Raw genomic sequence first — 15,762 nt, 5'->3', positions numbered from 1 at the left:
GCGCTCGGTGAGGTTGCTCGCGTTCGAACACCAGCAACGAGCGTGTACGCGAGCGACGTGGGCCCGGCCCCCACAGTCATCGGACGCGGGACGGCCGGTGCAGCGTGCCCAGCTCGCAGAAACGCCTAGTGCCGAGTCCCTCGACCGGTTATAGTCGGACGGACTAATGAGGTTTCGGCCTCGGCGAAGAGAGCGAAACGAATGCCCAATCCCGGTTCTCTGGTGTCGGTCGATGTCATCGCCCTGCGCTACAACCCCGACCTGCGCCGCGTCGAGATGGCCACCAAGCCGCGCACCACTGAGCCGTTTCTCGGCAAGCCGGCGCTGCCGGGTGTGCTGCTGCAAGAGGGCGAGCGCCTGGCCGCCGCGGCCCATCGCGCCGTGACCACCAAGGTCGGCTTCGACGTGTCGGCGCTGGGCCAGCTGACCGTGTTCGACCAGCCCAACCGTGATCCGCGCGGCTACTCGCTGTCGGTGGCCATGTGGGCCGTCGGCGACGGCGAGGCCGACTGGTACGGCTTCGACGACGTGCCGAATCTGGCCTTCGACCACAACGTGATGCTGTTCGAGTGCCGGCCGCTGCTGGTCGACATGCTGTGGCGCGACCTGGAGTTCACCCGCGCCCTCACCGGCCCGGTCTTTCCGGTGTCGGCGGCGGTGGGCATCACCCAGACGATCAGCGGCATCGCGCCCGACCGCGGCAACCTCAACCGCCGGCTGGCGGCGCTGCGCGGGTTGACCGTCAGCAGCAAGCGCGTGGTGCTGGGCCGCGGACGACCGGGCACGGTCTGGGAGTGGGAGAACCCGGCCGCGTGAGGGCAGTCCAGGCTCAGCGGCGCTCGTCGACGCCGTAGGCGTCCAGCAACGGCTTGATCGCGAGCCCCACCGTCACCGCCACGACGAGCCCCTTGGGCAGCCGGCGCACTGCGGGCACCAACTGGGCCAGCAGCACACCGCCGGCCAGACAACTCCACTTGATCAGGGCCAGATCGACCGGGTCGAGATGCTCGACCTTGTTCTCGGCCCATTCCATGACGTCCATGGTGCGTTCCTTTCGGTAGCCGACACCTGCCACGCTACCCGCGCCGGTCAGCCCGCTTCGGTGCCCTCGGGGTCGGGCTTGGGGCCCGCGTTGGGCCGCGGCAGCGGCGTCAGTCGTCCGGTGTGGTGTTCGGCCTCGATCTCACTCAGGCTCAGCCGCACCGTGTGCGGAATGTCATGCCAGGTGGCATCGCGGTAGAACAGCGCGACCAGCATCAGCACCCACCAGATGCCCAGGTGCAGCGGAAACAGCAGCACGGTCTTCCACATGCCCGGCCACCGGGCGTCCTCGAGCAGAATCGTGAGCCAGCCGAACAGCCCGGTGAACACGTACGCGAACGCTCCGAAGACCAAGGCCGCCAGCACCATCAGGTCCCACCGGCCGGTGCGGGCAGCGAGCATGACGCTGAACAACATGCCGCACCAGCCCGAGATCGCCGACACCAGCAGGCCGACGCTGTAGATCAGGCCGTCGGTGGCCTTGCGGTCGCCCGAGCGCACCCGGCGCCACAGCCGGGGCGTGCAGATCGGCACGATCTGCACCCCGCCCAACGCCCACCGATACCGCTGCTTGATGGACGTCCACAGCCCCTGCGGTTGCTCGTCGAAGAACACCGCCCGCGGTTCGAGCACTGCACGGTGGCCGTCGGCGATCGCGTTGAGGGTGAACTCGATGTCTTCGCACTGGGTCTTGGTGTCCCAGCCCTTGCCGTCGAGCACCGACAGCAGAAAGCCGAACCCGGTGCCACTCACCGAGAACAGCGACCAGCCGAACCGGTTGCGGGGCAGGTGAAAGAAGCGGGTCTGCAGCAGCCAGTACAAGGTGCTGCAGCCGGCCACCCACGACGACGACGGGTTCTTGCCGGTGCGGTAGCCCACCACAATGCTCTCGCCGGCGTTGAACCGGGTGTTCAGGGCGGTGAGAAAGCCGACCTCGACCACGTTGTCGGCGTCGAACACCACGCAGGCGTCGTACCGGCCGGCATGGTCGACCAGGAAGCGTTCGAAGAACCACTTCATCGCGAAGCCCTTGCCCTTGCGCTTGGCGTCGGTGCGTTCGTAGACGAAGGCGCCGGCCTTGCGGCAGATGTCGGCGGTGTCGTCGGTGCAGTTGTCGGCCACCACGAACACGTCGTAGAGCTCGCGCGGGTAGTCGAGGTTCTCGATCGTGATCAGCAGCTGGTCGATCACCGTGGACTCGTTCTTGGCGCACACCAGAATCGCGAACCGGTGCTGCGGCTCGCCCGGCTGCGGTTCGGGCAGCTTGAGTTCGCCGAACGAGTTGAGCCCGATGACGATGTGATAGAGGCCGTAGATGCCGCCGATCACCATGATCGTCTGAAGAATCCAGCCGATCACGTCGAGCACCGGCACGCTCCTTGCTGCTGGGGCACCGGACGTCCGGTGCTGGGTTTGTCAGTGTAGTGGTGCCTCTATCGGATGGCTTGACGGCTGGCGGGGGCCGCGCTCAGCGAGCGTTTCACCGTTTCACAGCCGAGCAACGGGCCAGTCGGGACGTGCGGGGCAGCGCCGCATGAGAAAGTGAAGACAGCCGGACGGGCCCCGGATCGTTCGGCTGTCTCCTCGAGAACGGAACCAACTGTCATGACCGACCTGATGAAACGCTCGTCCACCACGCTGCTCGTGTTCGGCGCCGTGTCTGTGGTGTTCGGGCTGATCGCCGCCTTCTTCCCCGTCGCCACCGCGGTGACCCTGGTGGTGCTGTGGGGCATCTACGCCCTGATCGACGGCATCACCGCCGCCGTGCTGGCGTTCAGCCGCGAAGGCCGCCAGGCCCGCGGCTTCTTGATCTTCGCCGCCGTGGTGGGCATCGCGGCCGGCCTGTTCGCGGTGTTCCAGCCGATTCGTAGCGCCGTGGCCCTGGCCTGGGTGCTGGGCATCTGGCTGATCATCCGCGGCGTCATGGAACTGATCGGCGCCTTCACCAACCCGCAGGGCCAGAGCCGTTGGTTGCTGGCGTTGGGCGGTTTGTTGTGGCTGGTCGCCGGCGTGCTGGTGGTCAGCTTCCCGGGCGTCGCGGCCCTGTCGATCAGCCTGTGGCTCGGTGTGCTGGCGATCATCTGGGGCATTGCGCTGCTGGTGGCGGGTGTGCAGGTGCGCAAGGTGGCCAAGGAGACCGCTCCGATCGAGGGCCAGGTCGTCCCCCCGCAGTGACATGCCCGCTCCCCTAGGCTGGACTCTCCGCCAGACGTAGGAGTGAGCATGGTCAGGTTCGGCATCGTCGGCACCAACACGATCAGCGAATGGTTCGCCGGCGCATGCCGCGCCACCGACGGACGAGCCGAGGCCGTCGCTGTCTGCTCGCGTGACGTCGGCCGGGCCCGCGCGTTCGCCGACAAGGTCGGCGCAACGGACGCCTTCGCAGACTTGGCCACCATGGCTGAATCGGTGGATGCGGTCTACATCGCCAGCCCCAACGGGTTGCACCGCGACCAGGCCGTGCTGGCCGCCGAAGCCGGACGGCACGTGCTGGTCGAGAAGGCGATGGGCGCCTCGCTGAGCGAGGTGCAGAGCATCTTCGCCGCCGCCGAACGCACCGGTGTGGTGGCCATGGAAGCGATGCGCAATGTGCACACCCCCGCCCACCAGCTGATTCGCGACACGCTGCCCCGGCTCGGCACTCTGCGGCACGCACGGTTCGAGAAGCTGCAGTACTCGTCGCGTTATGACCGGTTTCGCGCCGGCGAGGTGATGAACGCGTTCGACCCGACCCTTGGCAACTCGGCCCTGGCCGACATCGGCGTCTACTGCCTGCAACCCGCCCTCGACCTGTTCGGCGCCCCGCGGCAGACCACCGGCGCCAGCCTGTGGCTCGACAACGGCTTCGAGGCCGGCGGCAGCCTGTTGCTCGACTACGGCACCCTCGTGGCCGACCTCGCCTACTCGAAGGTCGCGTCCGGGCTGGGCCCGTCGGTGATCAACGGCGAGGACGCGTCGCTGGTTCTCGACGACCCCGGCGAGCTGAGCCGCATCGTGCTGCACGAACGGGGCGGCGCCGAGACGGTGCTGCTGGACGGGCCGCAGGTCTCACCCGCCGACACGATGGTGTTCGAGGTGCTCGATTTCGTCGATCAGGTGGACGCCGGTCTGACCGACCCGCGGTGGCGCGACCTCAGTCTGTTGGCCCGTCAGGTCATGGACAACCAGCTCGACCGCGGGGCGTCCTGAATCGGGGTTCTCGACACGCTCACCCCACGCAGCCGGTGGTTGCGTGATCCCGGGGCTTGCCCCGGCATCTCGGGTGCGGACGAGATCCCGGCGTGCGCCGGGATGACGGGTCAGCTACAGCTTGAACGCCCGCTTCGGGTTGCCGACCACGAGCTCGTGCGCGGCTTCGAGCGCCTCGTCGAGGGTGAGCCGGTGCTCGCCCACCAACTTGGCGAGGTAGCCCGAGTCGACCCGACGGCTCAGGTCGTGCCTGGCCGGAATCGACAGGTAGGCCCGGGTGTCGTCGATGAAGCCGGACGTGCGGGTGAACCCGGCCGTCTCGGTGATCGCGCCGCGGAACCGGGCCATCGCCTCGGGGGCGTCGATGAACCACCACGGCACCCCGACGAACACCGACGGGTAGAAGCCCGCCAGCGGCGCGAGTTCACGCGAGTACACCGTCTCGTCGATGGTGAACGGCACCAGGTGAAACCCGGGTGACGTGCCGAACGCGGCCAGCACCGGCTGCAGCGCGTTGGTGTATTCGACCGCCATCGGAATGTCGCAGCCGACGTCCGCGCCGTAGGTGTCGAACGTGGGCGTGTGATGGTTGCGGTACACCGCCGGGTGCAGGGTCATCACCAGGCCGTCGTCGGCGGCCATGCGGGCCTGGGCGAACATGAAGTTGCGGCGCAGCGTGTCGGCCTCGGCGGCGCTGATTCGTCCCGCCCGGGCCAGGGCGTACAGCCGGTCGGCCTCGGCATCGTCGATGGGTTCGATGCGTGCGTCGCGGTGCGAATGGTCGGTCGAGACCGCCCCGTTCGCCTTGAAGAACGCGCGGCGGTTCTCCATCGCCGCCAGCCACCCCGCGTAGCTGCCGGTGTCGACGCCGCTCACCTCGCCCAACCGGTCGATCAGGTCGTTCCAACCCGCCGCGGCCGGCTCCAGGTACTTGTCCGGACGGAACGTGGGCGCGACCGTGCCCGTCCAGGTCGGGTCGGCGGCCAGCTTGGCGTGCGAGGCCAGATCGTCGCAGGGGTCGTCGGTGGTGGCGATGAACTCGATGCCGAACCGGTCGTACAGGGCCCGCGGCCTGAAGGCGGGGGTGACCAGTTGGGCGGCGATGGCGTCGTAGATCTCGTCGGCGGTGTCGGCGGACGGCATCAGATCAATGCCGAAGATCTCGGCCAGTTCGCTCTCGAACCAGAACCGAACCGGGGTGCCGCGAAACACCGTCCAATGCGTGCAGAGGTGGCGAAACGCGGCCCGCGCCTGCTCTGGGGTGAAGGTGCTCTGCCCCACCCCGAGGTCGGCCAGGCTGACCCCGCTGGCGTGCAGCAGCCGATTCACGTAGTGGTCGGGGGTGAGCAGCAGTGACGTCGGATCACCGAACGGTTCGTCGTCGGCCAGCCATTGAGCGGGCACGTGCCCGTGCGGCGAGATGATCGGCAGGTCTTTCACCGACGCGTAGATCTCGCGCGCGAGCGGACGCACCGTCGGGTCGCTCGGCAGCACACGGTCGGGGTTGAGTTCCAGGTGGGCCATGAGTGGCAGCTTTCTCGAAATGGGTGGTTATCGATGGTGAGGCTTGTCGGGCTCTCGTTGGTCGAGCCTGTCGAGACCCTCTCGGCAGGGAGGCGCTGATCAACCGGCCGGGGCCGTTGGTTGAGCTTGTCGAAATCCCGTGCCGCAACGGGTCTGGACGAGCTCGACCGGCATGAGTTCCTACAGCGGGGTGCCGTCGGGCAACAGCCCCGATTGGGCGTAGGTCGTCCGCAGCACGCGCAGGGCGCCCAGGCCCACGTCAGGGGTGAGCCAGAACGGCTCGGGGTCGTCGAGCCGGGCGTAGAAGTCGTCGATCAGCAGGGCGTGGCCGAGCCCCCAGTACGACCGGGCACCGTCGGCTTGCGCGTCGGTGGCGAGCATGCGCGTACCGTCGGCGTCGGTCAGCCGCAGCTCGCCGGCGGCCAGGGTGAGGGTGCCGTCGCGTCCGGTGATCTCGAGTTCGACGGCGGCGTTGGTGTGATGGCTGTTGGTGGCGAAGAACACCGTCCGCGGGCCGCCCTCGTGGTCGATCACGATGGTGGCGTTGTCTTCGACCTCGATGGTGTCGTCCGCCAGGTTGGCCGCCTTGCCCCGCACGGTCACCGGGTCGCCGACAAACCACAGCAGCAGGTCGAGGGTGTGAATCGCCTGGTTGATCAGGGCGCCGCCGCCGCCCTCGCTCCAGCGGCCCCGCCAGGGCGCCGCCGCGTAGTACGGGGCCGGCCTCGACCACCAGACGGACGCCCGTCCGCCCGCGATCGGGCCCAACACGCCGGACGCCAGAGCGTCGCGGACGGCCACCGAGGTGGGGTTGTAGCGGTTCTGCAGCACCAGACCCACCTTGACGCTGGCGGTGCGGGCACGCTCGGCCAGTTCTTCGGCCTCAGCGACCGTGTGGCCCACCGGCTTCTCGGTGAGCACGTGCACACCGGCCTCGATCGCGTCGAGGGCCACCGGCACGTGCTGGTGGTGGGGGGTGGTGACGTGCACCACCTGCGGGTGGAGGGCGTCGAACAGGCTCTGATGGTCGGTGAATCCCGGCACCCCCAGGCGTTCGGATGCCTGCGCGGCCCGCTCGGGGTCGACGTCGCACACCCCGACCAACCGAACTCGCGGGTTGCCGGCGATCGCGGCGAGATGCACCGCGGAAATGTCGCCGATGCCGACGACGGCGGTGGTGATCGGCTCACTCATAGTCGATGCCCTCGTCTCGCAGCACCTTCACGAAGGCGGTGTGGGCGGCGCGCCAGTTGTCGGGGCCCGAGAAGCCGCCGAGTGAATGGCCGATCTGCAGGTGCGGCTCGAGCGAGGCGAAGCCCTCGAAGCCGTCAGCGGCGAAGGCGCGCATCGACTCGCGGAACTCGCCGTCACCCTCACCGGCCGGCACCACGACGCTGTCGGCGAACCGGGCGTCCTTCACCTGCAGGTAGTCGACGTGGGGCGACAGCATCGCGTACCCGTGGGTGAACGGGTGTACGCCGCACTGCACGAAGTTGGCGTTGTCCCAGGTGAGCTTCAGCGTCGGGCTGTCGACGGCTTGGACGATATCGAGGCAGCGCCGCGGAATGTCGCCGTAGATCTCTTTCTCGTTCTCGTGGATCAGGGTGATGCCGCTGCCCTCGGCCACGGAGGTCAGGTCACGCATGCGGGTGATCACCTCGTCGCGGTAGTCGTCGGGGTTCTCGCTCTCGTCGATGAAGTAGCTGAAGATGCGCATGTAGGGCGCCTCGAAGAACTGGGCCACCTTGACGGCGTGCGCCATGCGTTCGAGATGTGGGCCGTTGTCGTCGGTGATCTTGATCTTGCCGATCGGTGACCCGATGCTCGACACCTTGACGCCGGCGGCGTCCAGGGCCTGCTTGGCGCGGCGCAGTTGCGCGTCGTCGAGGTCGAGCGCGTTGACGTTCCAGGCGGTGCGCAACTCGATGTACTTCAGGCCCAGCTCGGTGACCAGGGCGAGTTGTTCGTCGAGGTCGGGGGCTATTTCGTCGGCAAAGCCAGACAGGGTCCACATGGTCGTCATTCACCTTCGTTGGTTGGGCAGCGGTGCCGGTCACTACCCATTTGAGCCGAGCCGGCCGAAGGCGGCAACGTCCGATGACAACAGGTGGCAACCACAGCCGTCCCGATCGTCGGCAGCCCTAGCGTGAGGGAACCAAGCTCCCCAATCCACAAACAACGGAGGGATCAATGACCGATCGCACCGTCCGCATGGGAATCATCGGCCTCGGCGCTCAGGGCGGCTACTACGCCGGCTTCTTGAGCCGGGGTCGGGTGCCCAACGTTCAACTCGCCGCCATCTGCGACACCGACGAGTCCAAGCGCGAAGCCACCGAGGGCTTCGGCGTACCGTTCTTCACCGATTACCACGACATGCTGGCCAGCGGCCAGGTGGACGCGGTGGTCACCACCATTCCGCACTACCTGCACCCCGAGGTGGGCATCGGCGCCCTCGACGCCGGCCTGCACGTGTTGGTCGAGAAGCCGATCGGTGTGTACACCACGCAGGCCCGCGCGCTGCTCGATCACGCCGCTCAGACCAGCGACCGCACCACCGCGGTGATGTTCAACCAGCGCACCAACCCGCTCTACATCGACCTGCGCAACCTGATTCAAAGCGGCGAGCTGGGCAAGCTGCGGCACACGAGCTGGATCATCACCACGTGGTGGCGTCCGCAGGGCTACTACGACCAGAGCGCCTGGCGCGCCACCTGGGGCGGCGAGGGGGGCGGCGTGCTGGTCAACCAGGCCCCGCACCAGCTCGATCTGTGGCAGTGGTTGTGCGGCGTGCCCAAGTCGGTGTTCGCCAAGCTGGCCTTCGGGTTCAAGCGCGACATCGCCGTCGAAGACGAAGTGACCGCGCTGGTCGACTTCGGCGACGGCGCCACCGGCACCTTCACCACCTGCACCCACGACCTGGCCGGCACCGACCGGCTCGAGATTCTGTTCGACGCGGGCAAGATCGTCGTCGACGACTCCAAGACGGTCACGATCACCAAGCTCAGCGCTCCCGAGCAAGAGCTCAGCGCAGGCATGAACATGGACGACGTGCGTCGCCTGTTCACCGGTGAGGGCGACCTGTCGCAGTACACGACCGTGACGACCCGCACCTACGACTCGCCGTGGAGCGACCAGCACCCGGCCGTGATGCAGAACTTCGCTGCGAACATTCTCGACGCCGAGCCGCTGGTGGCTCCGGTGGACGACGGCATTCACGGCGTGCGGCTGGCCAACGCGATTCACCTGTCGGGCTGGGTCGGCGAAGAGGTCTCGATCACCGATTTCGACGAGCAGCGCTACCTGAGCGAACTGAACAAGCGGATCGCCGACGAGGGCCAGTTCCCGCTGCGAGAGGAGGGCTGAACCATGGCCAACATCGGCGTGCAACTCATGATGGTCAAGAACGAGATCGGCGACCAGGGCATATACCCCGTGCTCGAACGCATCGCCGAACTCGGCTACCGCAGCGTCGAGGTGTCGCAGGTGGCGACCGACGAGGCCAACATCGCCGGCCTGGAGCGGGCCAAGAACGAACTGGGCGTCGAGGTGGCGGCCATGTCGGTGGGCCTGAAGAAGGGCTCGACCAACACCGGCGACGCCCTCGACGTCGACTTCGACCGCGTCGTCGACAACTGCCGGCGGCTCGACTGCCGGTTCACCCGCATCGGCATGATGCCGTTCGACGCCATGGTGTCGAAGGACGCCGTGGTCGCCTTCGCCGAGCAGGCCGAAGAAGCCGCGCAGCGGCTGGCTGCCGAGGGCATCACGCTGGCCTACCACAACCACCACGTCGACTTCGCCAAGCACGACGGCGAAACCTTGTTCGACATCGTCCGGCGCGTGTCACCCACCCTGCACTTCGAGATCGACGTGCACTGGGTGCAGCGCGGCGGCCGTAACCCGGTGGACGTGCTGCGCGAGTTCGCCGGCCAGGTCGAACTGGTGCACCTGAAGGACTACCGGGTGGCGACCATGCCCGAATCGAGTCTCGGGCTGCTCGAAGCGGGCGACTTCGCCGGCTTCATGGCCGAGTTCGCCAACCTGGTGCAGTTCGCCGAGGTGGGTCAGGGCACCATCGACTTCGGCGCGGTCATTCCGCAGGCGCTGGAAAGCGGTGCCGAGTACCTGCTGGTCGAGCAGGACCAGCTCTACGGCCGCGACCCCTTCGACTGCCTGGCCGACTCGATGGCACACGTCAAGAGCCTCGGCTACTGACTCATCATCGCGGACGGCCGCGGACCGCAGGCTCGGCACGTCAGCCGAAAGCCCGCGCTCTGGGCGCCGACGATGGAATCTGGGTGGGCCTGACCTGGGCTTGAACCAGTGACCATCGTCCCTGCAGTCACCGTTTGACGATCGAGCCTGTCGAGTCCCCCCGAACTGGATCTCGACAGGCCCGATCACCAAGGCGCCCTCGATCAGCCCGCGGCTCGTTCGACCAGGGTCTTGATGAACGAGAAGATGTAGTCCCAGCGGCCCGCGTTCAGCCCGGCGCTGTATTCGCGCAACTCGTAGAGAATCTCGGTCATCTCGAACGCCGCCGGAAACGTCTCCAGCAGGCAGGTGGCCCGAATCGTGCCCGGCTCGATGCCCAGCGACGCCTCGGCGTGGGCGAACACGTCGCGCCACAGTGCCGCCTCGTGCCGCGATTCCAGCTTGGGCAGGTAGAAGTACGGGCCGCGGCCCCGCTCGATCAGCTCCCGGGCGTTGTGAAAGAAGTACAGCCCGAAGTCGACGAACGCGGCGACGATGGGCTCGCCGTCCAGCAGCAGATGGTCCTCCGACAAGTGCCAGCCGCGCGGCCGGACCATGATCGTGGCGGTCCGCTCGCTCAGCGCGTAGCGCTTGCCGTCGTCGGTGGTGAAGTCGATCTGCCGGCGGATGGCGTCGAACAGGTTCAGTTGCCCCTCCACGATGTTCGGCCAGCTCGGCGCGGTGGCGTCCTCGAAGTCGGCCATCCACACCCGGGCACCCAAATTGAGCGCGTTGATCGTCATCCGCGCCGTGGGTGGCCCGGTGATCTCGCAACGCCGGTCGTCCAGCCCGGGCCCCGGCGCAGCCACCCGCCAGCCGGTGTCCGCCCTGATCGCTGCGGTCTCGGCCGGGAACCCGAAGTCTGGACGCTCGCTGCGCAGGTCTCGCCTGCGCTGCAGCAACTCGTCGCGGCGCCCGGCGAAGCGCCGCTGCAGCCCGGCGACGAAATCGAGCGCCTCGTCGGTCAGGATCTCACCGTGGCGATCACCGGACGGCCCGCGCACCCGCAACCTACTGCTCGGCCGCGCCGGCGAGGTCGGGTCGCCGGTCGGTGGCTGCTGGTCGGACGGTCGGGGGGCCGGGCCGGTGCCGGCACCGCTGGTGTCGCTGGTCATCATCAATCTCCTGCTCGCACGGTGGGGCGGGTCAGGGGGTGAACTGCTCCGCCTCGGCCGATCCTGGCCAGGGCGGTGGTCGCGCTGTCAGGGTTCAGCGCGGTGGCGACCTGGTCGAAGTAGCCGGTGCCGACTTCGGCCTGGTGCCGAGTCGCGGTGTAGCCGTTGGGCTCGTCGGCGAACTCGGCCTGCTGCAGGGCCACGTAGGCGGGCATGCCGTGAGCCGCGTAGTCGCGGGCCAGCGTGAACATCGAGTGGTTCAGGGCGTGGAACCCGGCGAGCGTGATGAACTGGAATCGGTAGCCCAGTTCGCCCAGGCCGTCCTGGAAGGCCGCGATCTGCCGGTCGTCGAGCGCCGCCTTCCAGTTGAACGAGGGCGAGCAGTTGTAGGCCAGCATCTTGCCCGGGAACTCGCGGTGCAGTTCGGTGGCGAACTCGGCGGCCAGTCCCAGGTCGGGGGTGCCGGTCTCGACCCAGATCAGGTCCGCGTGCGGCGCGTACGCCTTCGCCCTGGCCAGCACCTGGCCCAGTCCCGACCGCACTCGGTAAAACCCCTCGCTGGTGCGTTCACCGGTGCAGAACGGCTGGTCGGTCGGGTCCACGTCCGAGGTGAGCAGGTCGGCCGCCAGGGCGTCGGTGCGGGCGATCACCAGCGTCTCGGTGCCCAGCACGTCGGCGGCCAGCCGGGCCGCGTTCAGCGTGCGGACGTGCTGCGCGGTCGGGATCAGCACCTTGCCGCCCAGGTGGCCGCACTTCTTCTCCGAGCTGAGCTGGTCCTCCCAGTGCACCCCCGCCGCACCGGCGGCGATCATCTGCTTCATCAGCTCGAACGCGTTCAGCGGGCCGCCGAAACCGGCCTCCGCGTCCCGGCTGATTCAGCAACTGAGCACCCTCGCGGTCGGCCGCCCCCAGGGACTGAGCGGCGCCGCTTGCACGTCCTTCAGGTCGCAATGAGGTCGCATATTGTGAGCAACGGTGACGGACTACCGTGAAACATCTAGTCAAACGCGGTTTCGTCTGGTGGGCCTAACTGGACTTGAACCAGCCAACGCCGTTCCCGGGAGGTACCTCCCACAAGCACAAATACAAGACGTCACCTAACTGTTTCTTGCGGCGTGCAGCTTGCGTGCATTATCAGTTGGCGAGATCCAGCTCACCGCCCGCGCCAGAGTTGGTGTGCCGCCTCCGATGCGAAGCTGGGCACTCCGCACTTCGCGAGGTGCTCCAACAACACAACCGTGGTGATCGCCGGTCGCTTGGTTGCTGCAGCCTGGCGATGCAGTGATGCCATCGTGAGATCGGGCTCGAGGTCGAGTTGATTGAGCAGGAAGTCGTCGGGATGCTGCACCTCAAGGCCGACAGATCCGAGCACGTCGGACGGGAAGTCGCGGAGATTGGCTGTCACGATCATGTCGGCACGTCCACGCAAGGCCGCGGCAACCACGTGGCGGTCGTCGGCGTCCGGGAGAGTGATGCCGGACTCCAGCGGCTCCCACCCCGTCACGCAGGCGTCGTCAAAGCCGGCCTGCATCGCGTCGCCACGAGCCCTGGCTGGGCCGCCAGCCAGGTTTGGATGGATCGCCTCGATCGCCTCGACCATCTCGTCCAGAACCCGAACACTCCACAACGGTCTGTACAGGTCGGCCTCCGCGAGCCGGAGCAGCGTGTCGGCCAGCGCAATGGGGACCAAGACACACGCGTCGAGGAATGCGCTGAACCGGGCCACGACTCAGCCAGCTTGGCGCGTGCGAGCAGCTTGAAGCGCCTCGGCGTAGTCGGGTACCTCCTCGTAAAGACCGGCCGCGGCGGCCTGTTCTGTGAGCTCGTCGAGCGTCGCTCGCCGGCTGGCACGCTTACGTCGCTGGTAGTCCAGGACGTCATCCAACCTCACTCGCCGGTGCCGACCAGATGCCGGGCGCTCAAACGAGATCTCGCCTTGGTCGAGCAGCTTGACCAGTGTTGGCCGGCTGATACCGAGGAAGTTGGCTGCTTCCTGGGTGGTGAGTTGCTGGTCGAGCGGCGCAATCGTGATCGCCTTGCCCGCCCTCATCGAAGCCACGACTTTCACCAGCACCTTGTAGGCCTCCATGGGGAGCGGGACCGTCTGGCCGTCCGGGCCCAGCAATGCGGCTGGCTCGCTGACGTGCTCGAGAAAGCGCGAGAGATCCAGCATCGCCTCCATGTCGGCAGGCGGCAGGACCGTCGTCGATTCACTTGCCTGGGTGCTCATGACTCCAGTGTAGACGAAATCGAAATATTCGAAAGGTCCGGGCTCAAGACTCAGTGTCGAGTGGCCGGACCCTCGGCCGGCCCGCCGAGCGTTCGGCAGCCAGATCGTGGGCCGACTGCATCGCGAGCCAGGCTCGGGCGGTGCCAACGCCGGCCGCCTCCAGCCGCAATGCCAGGATCGGGCTCACCCTGGTTGAACCGGCCAGCACCCTCCGCAAGGACCACCTTGAGACGCCCAGCCGCGACGCCGCCTCGCCGACGCTGAGCCCGAGGTCGGCGAGGACGTCCTCGCGCAGGATCTCCCCTGGATGCACTGGATGAATCAACGCCATGAGGTTAAGCCGCCTCTTCGAGTCGCCCAATCACCGCACCCTACCCATCGCGACACTCACGACCCCGACCAACCTCTCAACCAGCCGCTTCGTCAGCCTCTGACCCACAACCACCGAAAGCTCGCTCTTCCCGCAACACGACCTCTCATCTCAGAACACACCTACTGCACCAAGGAACGGGTCGAAACTGCCTGTCGGAGTTCGGATGTGCAGGCGTCTGCCGGTAACTGCCAGGTCTCGTGGACGCGATGGGACGTGCGACCAGACTGGGATGCGACGGCTCTCTTGCGGCTCTAGGACTTGTCCCCGAGGAGCGTCTTGGTTGTGCCGACGCGCACACCCGTCCAAGACGATGACACCAAGTAGCCGGGGGTGGCCGGTGGCCCAGGGAATCACCTGCGGGGGCGACCGGGCTGGTCTAGCGTCAGGGTTCATGAGGCGTACCCCGAGAATCCTGATCTCAGCCGCTGCTGCAGTCTTGGTCGTCGGATGCACCAGCCCTGCTCCCAGGCCGTCGCCGTCGCCGCCGCCGACGACCACCACAGAGGTCGGTGGCTTCGGGTCCGTTATGGAGCTCAAGGATGCCGTTGTGAGGCTCGGCTATGACTGCGACGACTGGCAACAAGACAACGACGTCGAGACGGCCAGCGAGTCGGGTCGCTGCTCGAGCAGCGATAGCTTCGCCATCTACTCCTCGCGATCCGCGGTCGACGCGATGTCGGGTGGCTACGACGAGACCGCTAAAGACGGCAGCCTGGACGGAACCAGCCTTCTCTACGGTGTGAACTGGACAGTCCTGCTGCCAATCGATGAGGCAGACACTGTCCAGGCGGGACTCGGTGGCTCCAGGAAGGATCCCCCCAGCGCAGAGTCGATGCCGGAAGACCGGCACTCGGCGAACGAGATGAAGTACCTCAAAGCGGAAGATGCAACTGATCTGGACGACATGGAGAGCTCGATCGAGGAGGGCCATGACATGTGCGCCCAGCTCAAGAAGAAGAAGTCGACCACCAGCCGCGCGCTGATGCTCGATGAAGAGCTCGACAACTACCTGGACGACTACAACAACGCCGTGAAGTACCTATGTCCGAAATACGCGCCGGCGCTGAAGCTCGCAAAGCGGGGGTTCACCGACGGTGAGTACGACATCGGCTCGAAGAGTGGAGACCTGCGGCCCGGAACCTACCGGAGCGAGAAGCGCATCAGCGACTGCTATTGGGTACGACTGACAAAGCACGGCTCGATCATCGACAATGACTTCATCAGCTACGCTCCGGCTGGCGCGAGGGTCACCATCCGATCGAGCGACGGTGGCTTCGAGTCCAACGGGTGCGGCATCTGGCTACCTGTGGGATAGCGCAGCCAAGCTCGGCTCGACCTTCGGGACCGACCGCGAAGACGTGCGAGTGCGCGCAGCGACGCGATACCAGGTTGGTATCATGGGTCTATGGCGATGACCTTGCGACTGACGCCCGACGATGAGCACGCCCTCGCCCTTCTCGCGGAGGCAGACGGCGTGAGCAAGCAGGAAGCGACCGTCCGTGCGATCCACGAGGCCGCGTCGCGCCGACTCCGGCAGGACAAGATCCGCACCCTCTCCGCTGGCGCCCGAGAGCGGTACGCCGACCTGCTGGCCCGCCTGGGCAAGTGATCGAGTACCTCACGCTGGAAGACGTCCTGGCGCTCATCGACGACCTGAAGGTCGGTCCGATCCGGGAAGTCGGGTCGCTTGACTCGGCCGTGCACCGACCGCAGGCCACGGTGTTCGGCCTGGACGCCTATCCCAGGATCGACCAGAAGGCCGCCGTTCTCATGGAGTCACTGGTCCGGAACCACGCCCTGATCGACGGCAACAAGCGGATCGGCTGGCTCGCGATCGTCGTGTTCTACGGACTCAACAACGTCGATCTGGACGCACCCGAAGACGACGCCTACGACCTGGTCATCGCTATCGCGAGTGGCGCCATCGCCTATGAGGCTGCAGCCGCGCTCCTGGGGGGATGGCACTAACCCACGCGGCACGAATGCAGGCAGACACCGAGCAAGGCTCGGCCATCGTCCGAACGCCGCTCGGAGTC

The 15,762-nt window shown here is 67.1% G+C and carries 18 protein-coding genes and 1 tRNA gene; 8 read left to right on the top strand and 11 right to left on the bottom strand.

The genetic code is table 11. The features are described 5' to 3' along the window. The first annotated feature begins 201 nt into the window (after positions 1-201). Entirely contained in the window at positions 202-816 is a 615-nt protein-coding gene (locus MPLG2_RS14635; RefSeq protein ID WP_105186770.1) for an NUDIX hydrolase, read from the top strand. A 13-nt stretch (positions 817-829) separates the two neighbouring features. Here the strand turns inward: MPLG2_RS14635 and MPLG2_RS14630 are convergent, their stop codons facing one another. Further along, a complete protein-coding gene (locus tag MPLG2_RS14630) occupies positions 830-1,042 on the bottom strand; it encodes a hypothetical protein (RefSeq protein ID WP_158681243.1) in 213 nt (70 codons plus the stop codon). 47 nt (positions 1,043-1,089) lie between these two features. After that, positions 1,090-2,409, bottom strand: a complete 1,320-nt coding sequence (locus MPLG2_RS14625; protein ID WP_158681242.1) for a glycosyltransferase family 2 protein — start codon at positions 2,407-2,409, stop codon at positions 1,090-1,092. Between the two features lie 237 nt (positions 2,410-2,646). On the opposite strand from MPLG2_RS14625, the gene MPLG2_RS14620 reads away from it, so the two are divergent. Together MPLG2_RS14620 and MPLG2_RS14615 are read left to right on the top strand one after the other, a co-directional pair. Next, a complete protein-coding gene (locus MPLG2_RS14620; RefSeq protein WP_105186767.1) occupies positions 2,647-3,216 on the top strand; it encodes an HdeD family acid-resistance protein in 570 nt (189 codons plus the stop codon). A gap of 48 nt (positions 3,217-3,264) precedes the next feature. Further along, complete coding sequence (locus MPLG2_RS14615) at positions 3,265-4,230, top strand: Gfo/Idh/MocA family protein (protein ID WP_105186766.1); 966 nt, start codon at positions 3,265-3,267, stop codon at positions 4,228-4,230. A 114-nt stretch (positions 4,231-4,344) separates the two neighbouring features. Here the strand turns inward: MPLG2_RS14615 and uxaC are convergent, their stop codons facing one another. From uxaC to MPLG2_RS14600, 3 genes are all read right to left on the bottom strand, one after another. Then, positions 4,345-5,754, bottom strand: a complete 1,410-nt coding sequence (gene uxaC / locus MPLG2_RS14610; protein WP_105186765.1) for a glucuronate isomerase — start codon at positions 5,752-5,754, stop codon at positions 4,345-4,347. A gap of 180 nt (positions 5,755-5,934) precedes the next feature. Further along, positions 5,935-6,948, bottom strand: coding sequence for a Gfo/Idh/MocA family protein (locus MPLG2_RS14605; protein ID WP_105186764.1), 1,014 nt, complete (start codon positions 6,946-6,948; stop codon positions 5,935-5,937). Beyond that, on the bottom strand, positions 6,941-7,777 hold the full coding sequence (locus MPLG2_RS14600) for a sugar phosphate isomerase/epimerase family protein (protein WP_231935677.1): 837 nt from the start codon (positions 7,775-7,777) through the stop codon (positions 6,941-6,943). Before MPLG2_RS14600 ends, MPLG2_RS14605 begins: the two co-directional genes overlap by 8 nt. 167 nt (positions 7,778-7,944) lie before the next feature. Here MPLG2_RS14600 and MPLG2_RS14595 point away from each other — a divergent pair, with 167 nt between their 5' ends. Together MPLG2_RS14595 and MPLG2_RS14590 are read left to right on the top strand one after the other, a co-directional pair. Further along, positions 7,945-9,117, top strand: a complete 1,173-nt coding sequence (locus MPLG2_RS14595; protein ID WP_105186762.1) for a Gfo/Idh/MocA family protein — start codon at positions 7,945-7,947, stop codon at positions 9,115-9,117. 3 nt (positions 9,118-9,120) lie between these two features. Continuing rightward, a complete protein-coding gene (locus MPLG2_RS14590; RefSeq protein WP_105186761.1) occupies positions 9,121-9,969 on the top strand; it encodes a sugar phosphate isomerase/epimerase family protein in 849 nt (282 codons plus the stop codon). Between the two features lie 203 nt (positions 9,970-10,172). On the opposite strand, the gene MPLG2_RS14585 is transcribed toward MPLG2_RS14590, so the two are convergent. The 6 genes from MPLG2_RS14585 to MPLG2_RS14565 all read right to left on the bottom strand — a co-directional run bounded on the left by MPLG2_RS14585 (position 10,173) and on the right by MPLG2_RS14565 (position 13,714). Then, a complete protein-coding gene (locus MPLG2_RS14585) occupies positions 10,173-11,123 on the bottom strand; it encodes an aldolase/citrate lyase/malate synthase family protein (RefSeq protein ID WP_173909634.1) in 951 nt (316 codons plus the stop codon). 2 nt (positions 11,124-11,125) lie between these two features. After that, positions 11,126-11,944 (bottom strand): beta/alpha barrel domain-containing protein, encoded by an 819-nt coding sequence (locus tag MPLG2_RS14580; RefSeq protein ID WP_231935676.1) that lies wholly within the window; start codon positions 11,942-11,944, stop codon positions 11,126-11,128. A gap of 197 nt (positions 11,945-12,141) precedes the next feature. Further along, positions 12,142-12,204 (bottom strand) — tRNA-Leu (locus tag MPLG2_RS18630). A 72-nt stretch (positions 12,205-12,276) separates the two neighbouring features. Then, a complete protein-coding gene (locus tag MPLG2_RS14575; protein WP_105186760.1) occupies positions 12,277-12,849 on the bottom strand; it encodes a PIN domain-containing protein in 573 nt (190 codons plus the stop codon). 3 nt (positions 12,850-12,852) lie between these two features. After that, the gene (locus MPLG2_RS14570; protein ID WP_105186759.1) at positions 12,853-13,353 is read right to left on the bottom strand and encodes a helix-turn-helix domain-containing protein; all 501 of its coding nucleotides are present in this window, start codon (positions 13,351-13,353) and stop codon (positions 12,853-12,855) included. A 43-nt stretch (positions 13,354-13,396) separates the two neighbouring features. Continuing rightward, a complete protein-coding gene (locus MPLG2_RS14565) occupies positions 13,397-13,714 on the bottom strand; it encodes a HigA family addiction module antitoxin (protein ID WP_197709959.1) in 318 nt (105 codons plus the stop codon). 403 nt (positions 13,715-14,117) lie between these two features. Between MPLG2_RS14565 and MPLG2_RS14560 the strand changes: the two genes are divergently transcribed. The 3 genes from MPLG2_RS14560 to MPLG2_RS14550 all read left to right on the top strand — a co-directional run bounded on the left by MPLG2_RS14560 (position 14,118) and on the right by MPLG2_RS14550 (position 15,694). Continuing rightward, positions 14,118-15,041 (top strand): hypothetical protein, encoded by a 924-nt coding sequence (locus MPLG2_RS14560; protein WP_158681241.1) that lies wholly within the window; start codon positions 14,118-14,120, stop codon positions 15,039-15,041. Between the two features lie 90 nt (positions 15,042-15,131). After that, complete coding sequence (locus tag MPLG2_RS14555; RefSeq protein ID WP_105186756.1) at positions 15,132-15,335, top strand: CopG family transcriptional regulator; 204 nt, start codon at positions 15,132-15,134, stop codon at positions 15,333-15,335. Then, a complete protein-coding gene (locus tag MPLG2_RS14550; protein WP_105186755.1) occupies positions 15,332-15,694 on the top strand; it encodes a type II toxin-antitoxin system death-on-curing family toxin in 363 nt (120 codons plus the stop codon). Before MPLG2_RS14555 ends, MPLG2_RS14550 begins: the two co-directional genes overlap by 4 nt. Positions 15,695-15,762 lie beyond the last annotated feature (68 nt).

This window comes from Micropruina glycogenica, from assembly GCF_900289045.1.
Classification (GTDB): domain Bacteria; phylum Actinomycetota; class Actinomycetes; order Propionibacteriales; family Propionibacteriaceae; genus Micropruina; species Micropruina glycogenica.
This window is presented reverse-complemented; position numbering and strand designations above follow the sequence as displayed.

Bases quoted from the DNA above. Each gene is read 5' to 3' on its own strand.
- MPLG2_RS14580 (WP_231935676.1), bottom strand. From the start codon at position 11,944: ATGAAGCAGATGATCGCCGCCGGTGCGGCGGGGGTGCACTGGGAGGAC.
- MPLG2_RS14620 (WP_105186767.1), top strand. From the start codon at position 2,647: ATGACCGACCTGATGAAACGCTCGTCCACCACGCTGCTCGTGTTCGGC.
- uxaC (WP_105186765.1), bottom strand. From the start codon at position 5,754: ATGGCCCACCTGGAACTCAACCCCGACCGTGTGCTGCCGAGCGACCCG.
- MPLG2_RS14600 (WP_231935677.1), bottom strand. From the start codon at position 7,777: ATGACGACCATGTGGACCCTGTCTGGCTTTGCCGACGAAATAGCCCCC.
- MPLG2_RS14590 (WP_105186761.1), top strand. From the start codon at position 9,121: ATGGCCAACATCGGCGTGCAACTCATGATGGTCAAGAACGAGATCGGC.
- MPLG2_RS14555 (WP_105186756.1), top strand. From the start codon at position 15,132: ATGGCGATGACCTTGCGACTGACGCCCGACGATGAGCACGCCCTCGCC.
- MPLG2_RS14560 (WP_158681241.1), top strand. From the start codon at position 14,118: ATGAGGCGTACCCCGAGAATCCTGATCTCAGCCGCTGCTGCAGTCTTG.
- MPLG2_RS14635 (WP_105186770.1), top strand. From the start codon at position 202: ATGCCCAATCCCGGTTCTCTGGTGTCGGTCGATGTCATCGCCCTGCGC.
- MPLG2_RS14570 (WP_105186759.1), bottom strand. From the start codon at position 13,353: ATGAGCACCCAGGCAAGTGAATCGACGACGGTCCTGCCGCCTGCCGAC.
- MPLG2_RS14585 (WP_173909634.1), bottom strand. From the start codon at position 11,123: ATGACCAGCGACACCAGCGGTGCCGGCACCGGCCCGGCCCCCCGACCG.
- MPLG2_RS14595 (WP_105186762.1), top strand. From the start codon at position 7,945: ATGACCGATCGCACCGTCCGCATGGGAATCATCGGCCTCGGCGCTCAG.
- MPLG2_RS14615 (WP_105186766.1), top strand. From the start codon at position 3,265: ATGGTCAGGTTCGGCATCGTCGGCACCAACACGATCAGCGAATGGTTC.
- MPLG2_RS14605 (WP_105186764.1), bottom strand. From the start codon at position 6,948: ATGAGTGAGCCGATCACCACCGCCGTCGTCGGCATCGGCGACATTTCC.
- MPLG2_RS14630 (WP_158681243.1), bottom strand. From the start codon at position 1,042: ATGGACGTCATGGAATGGGCCGAGAACAAGGTCGAGCATCTCGACCCG.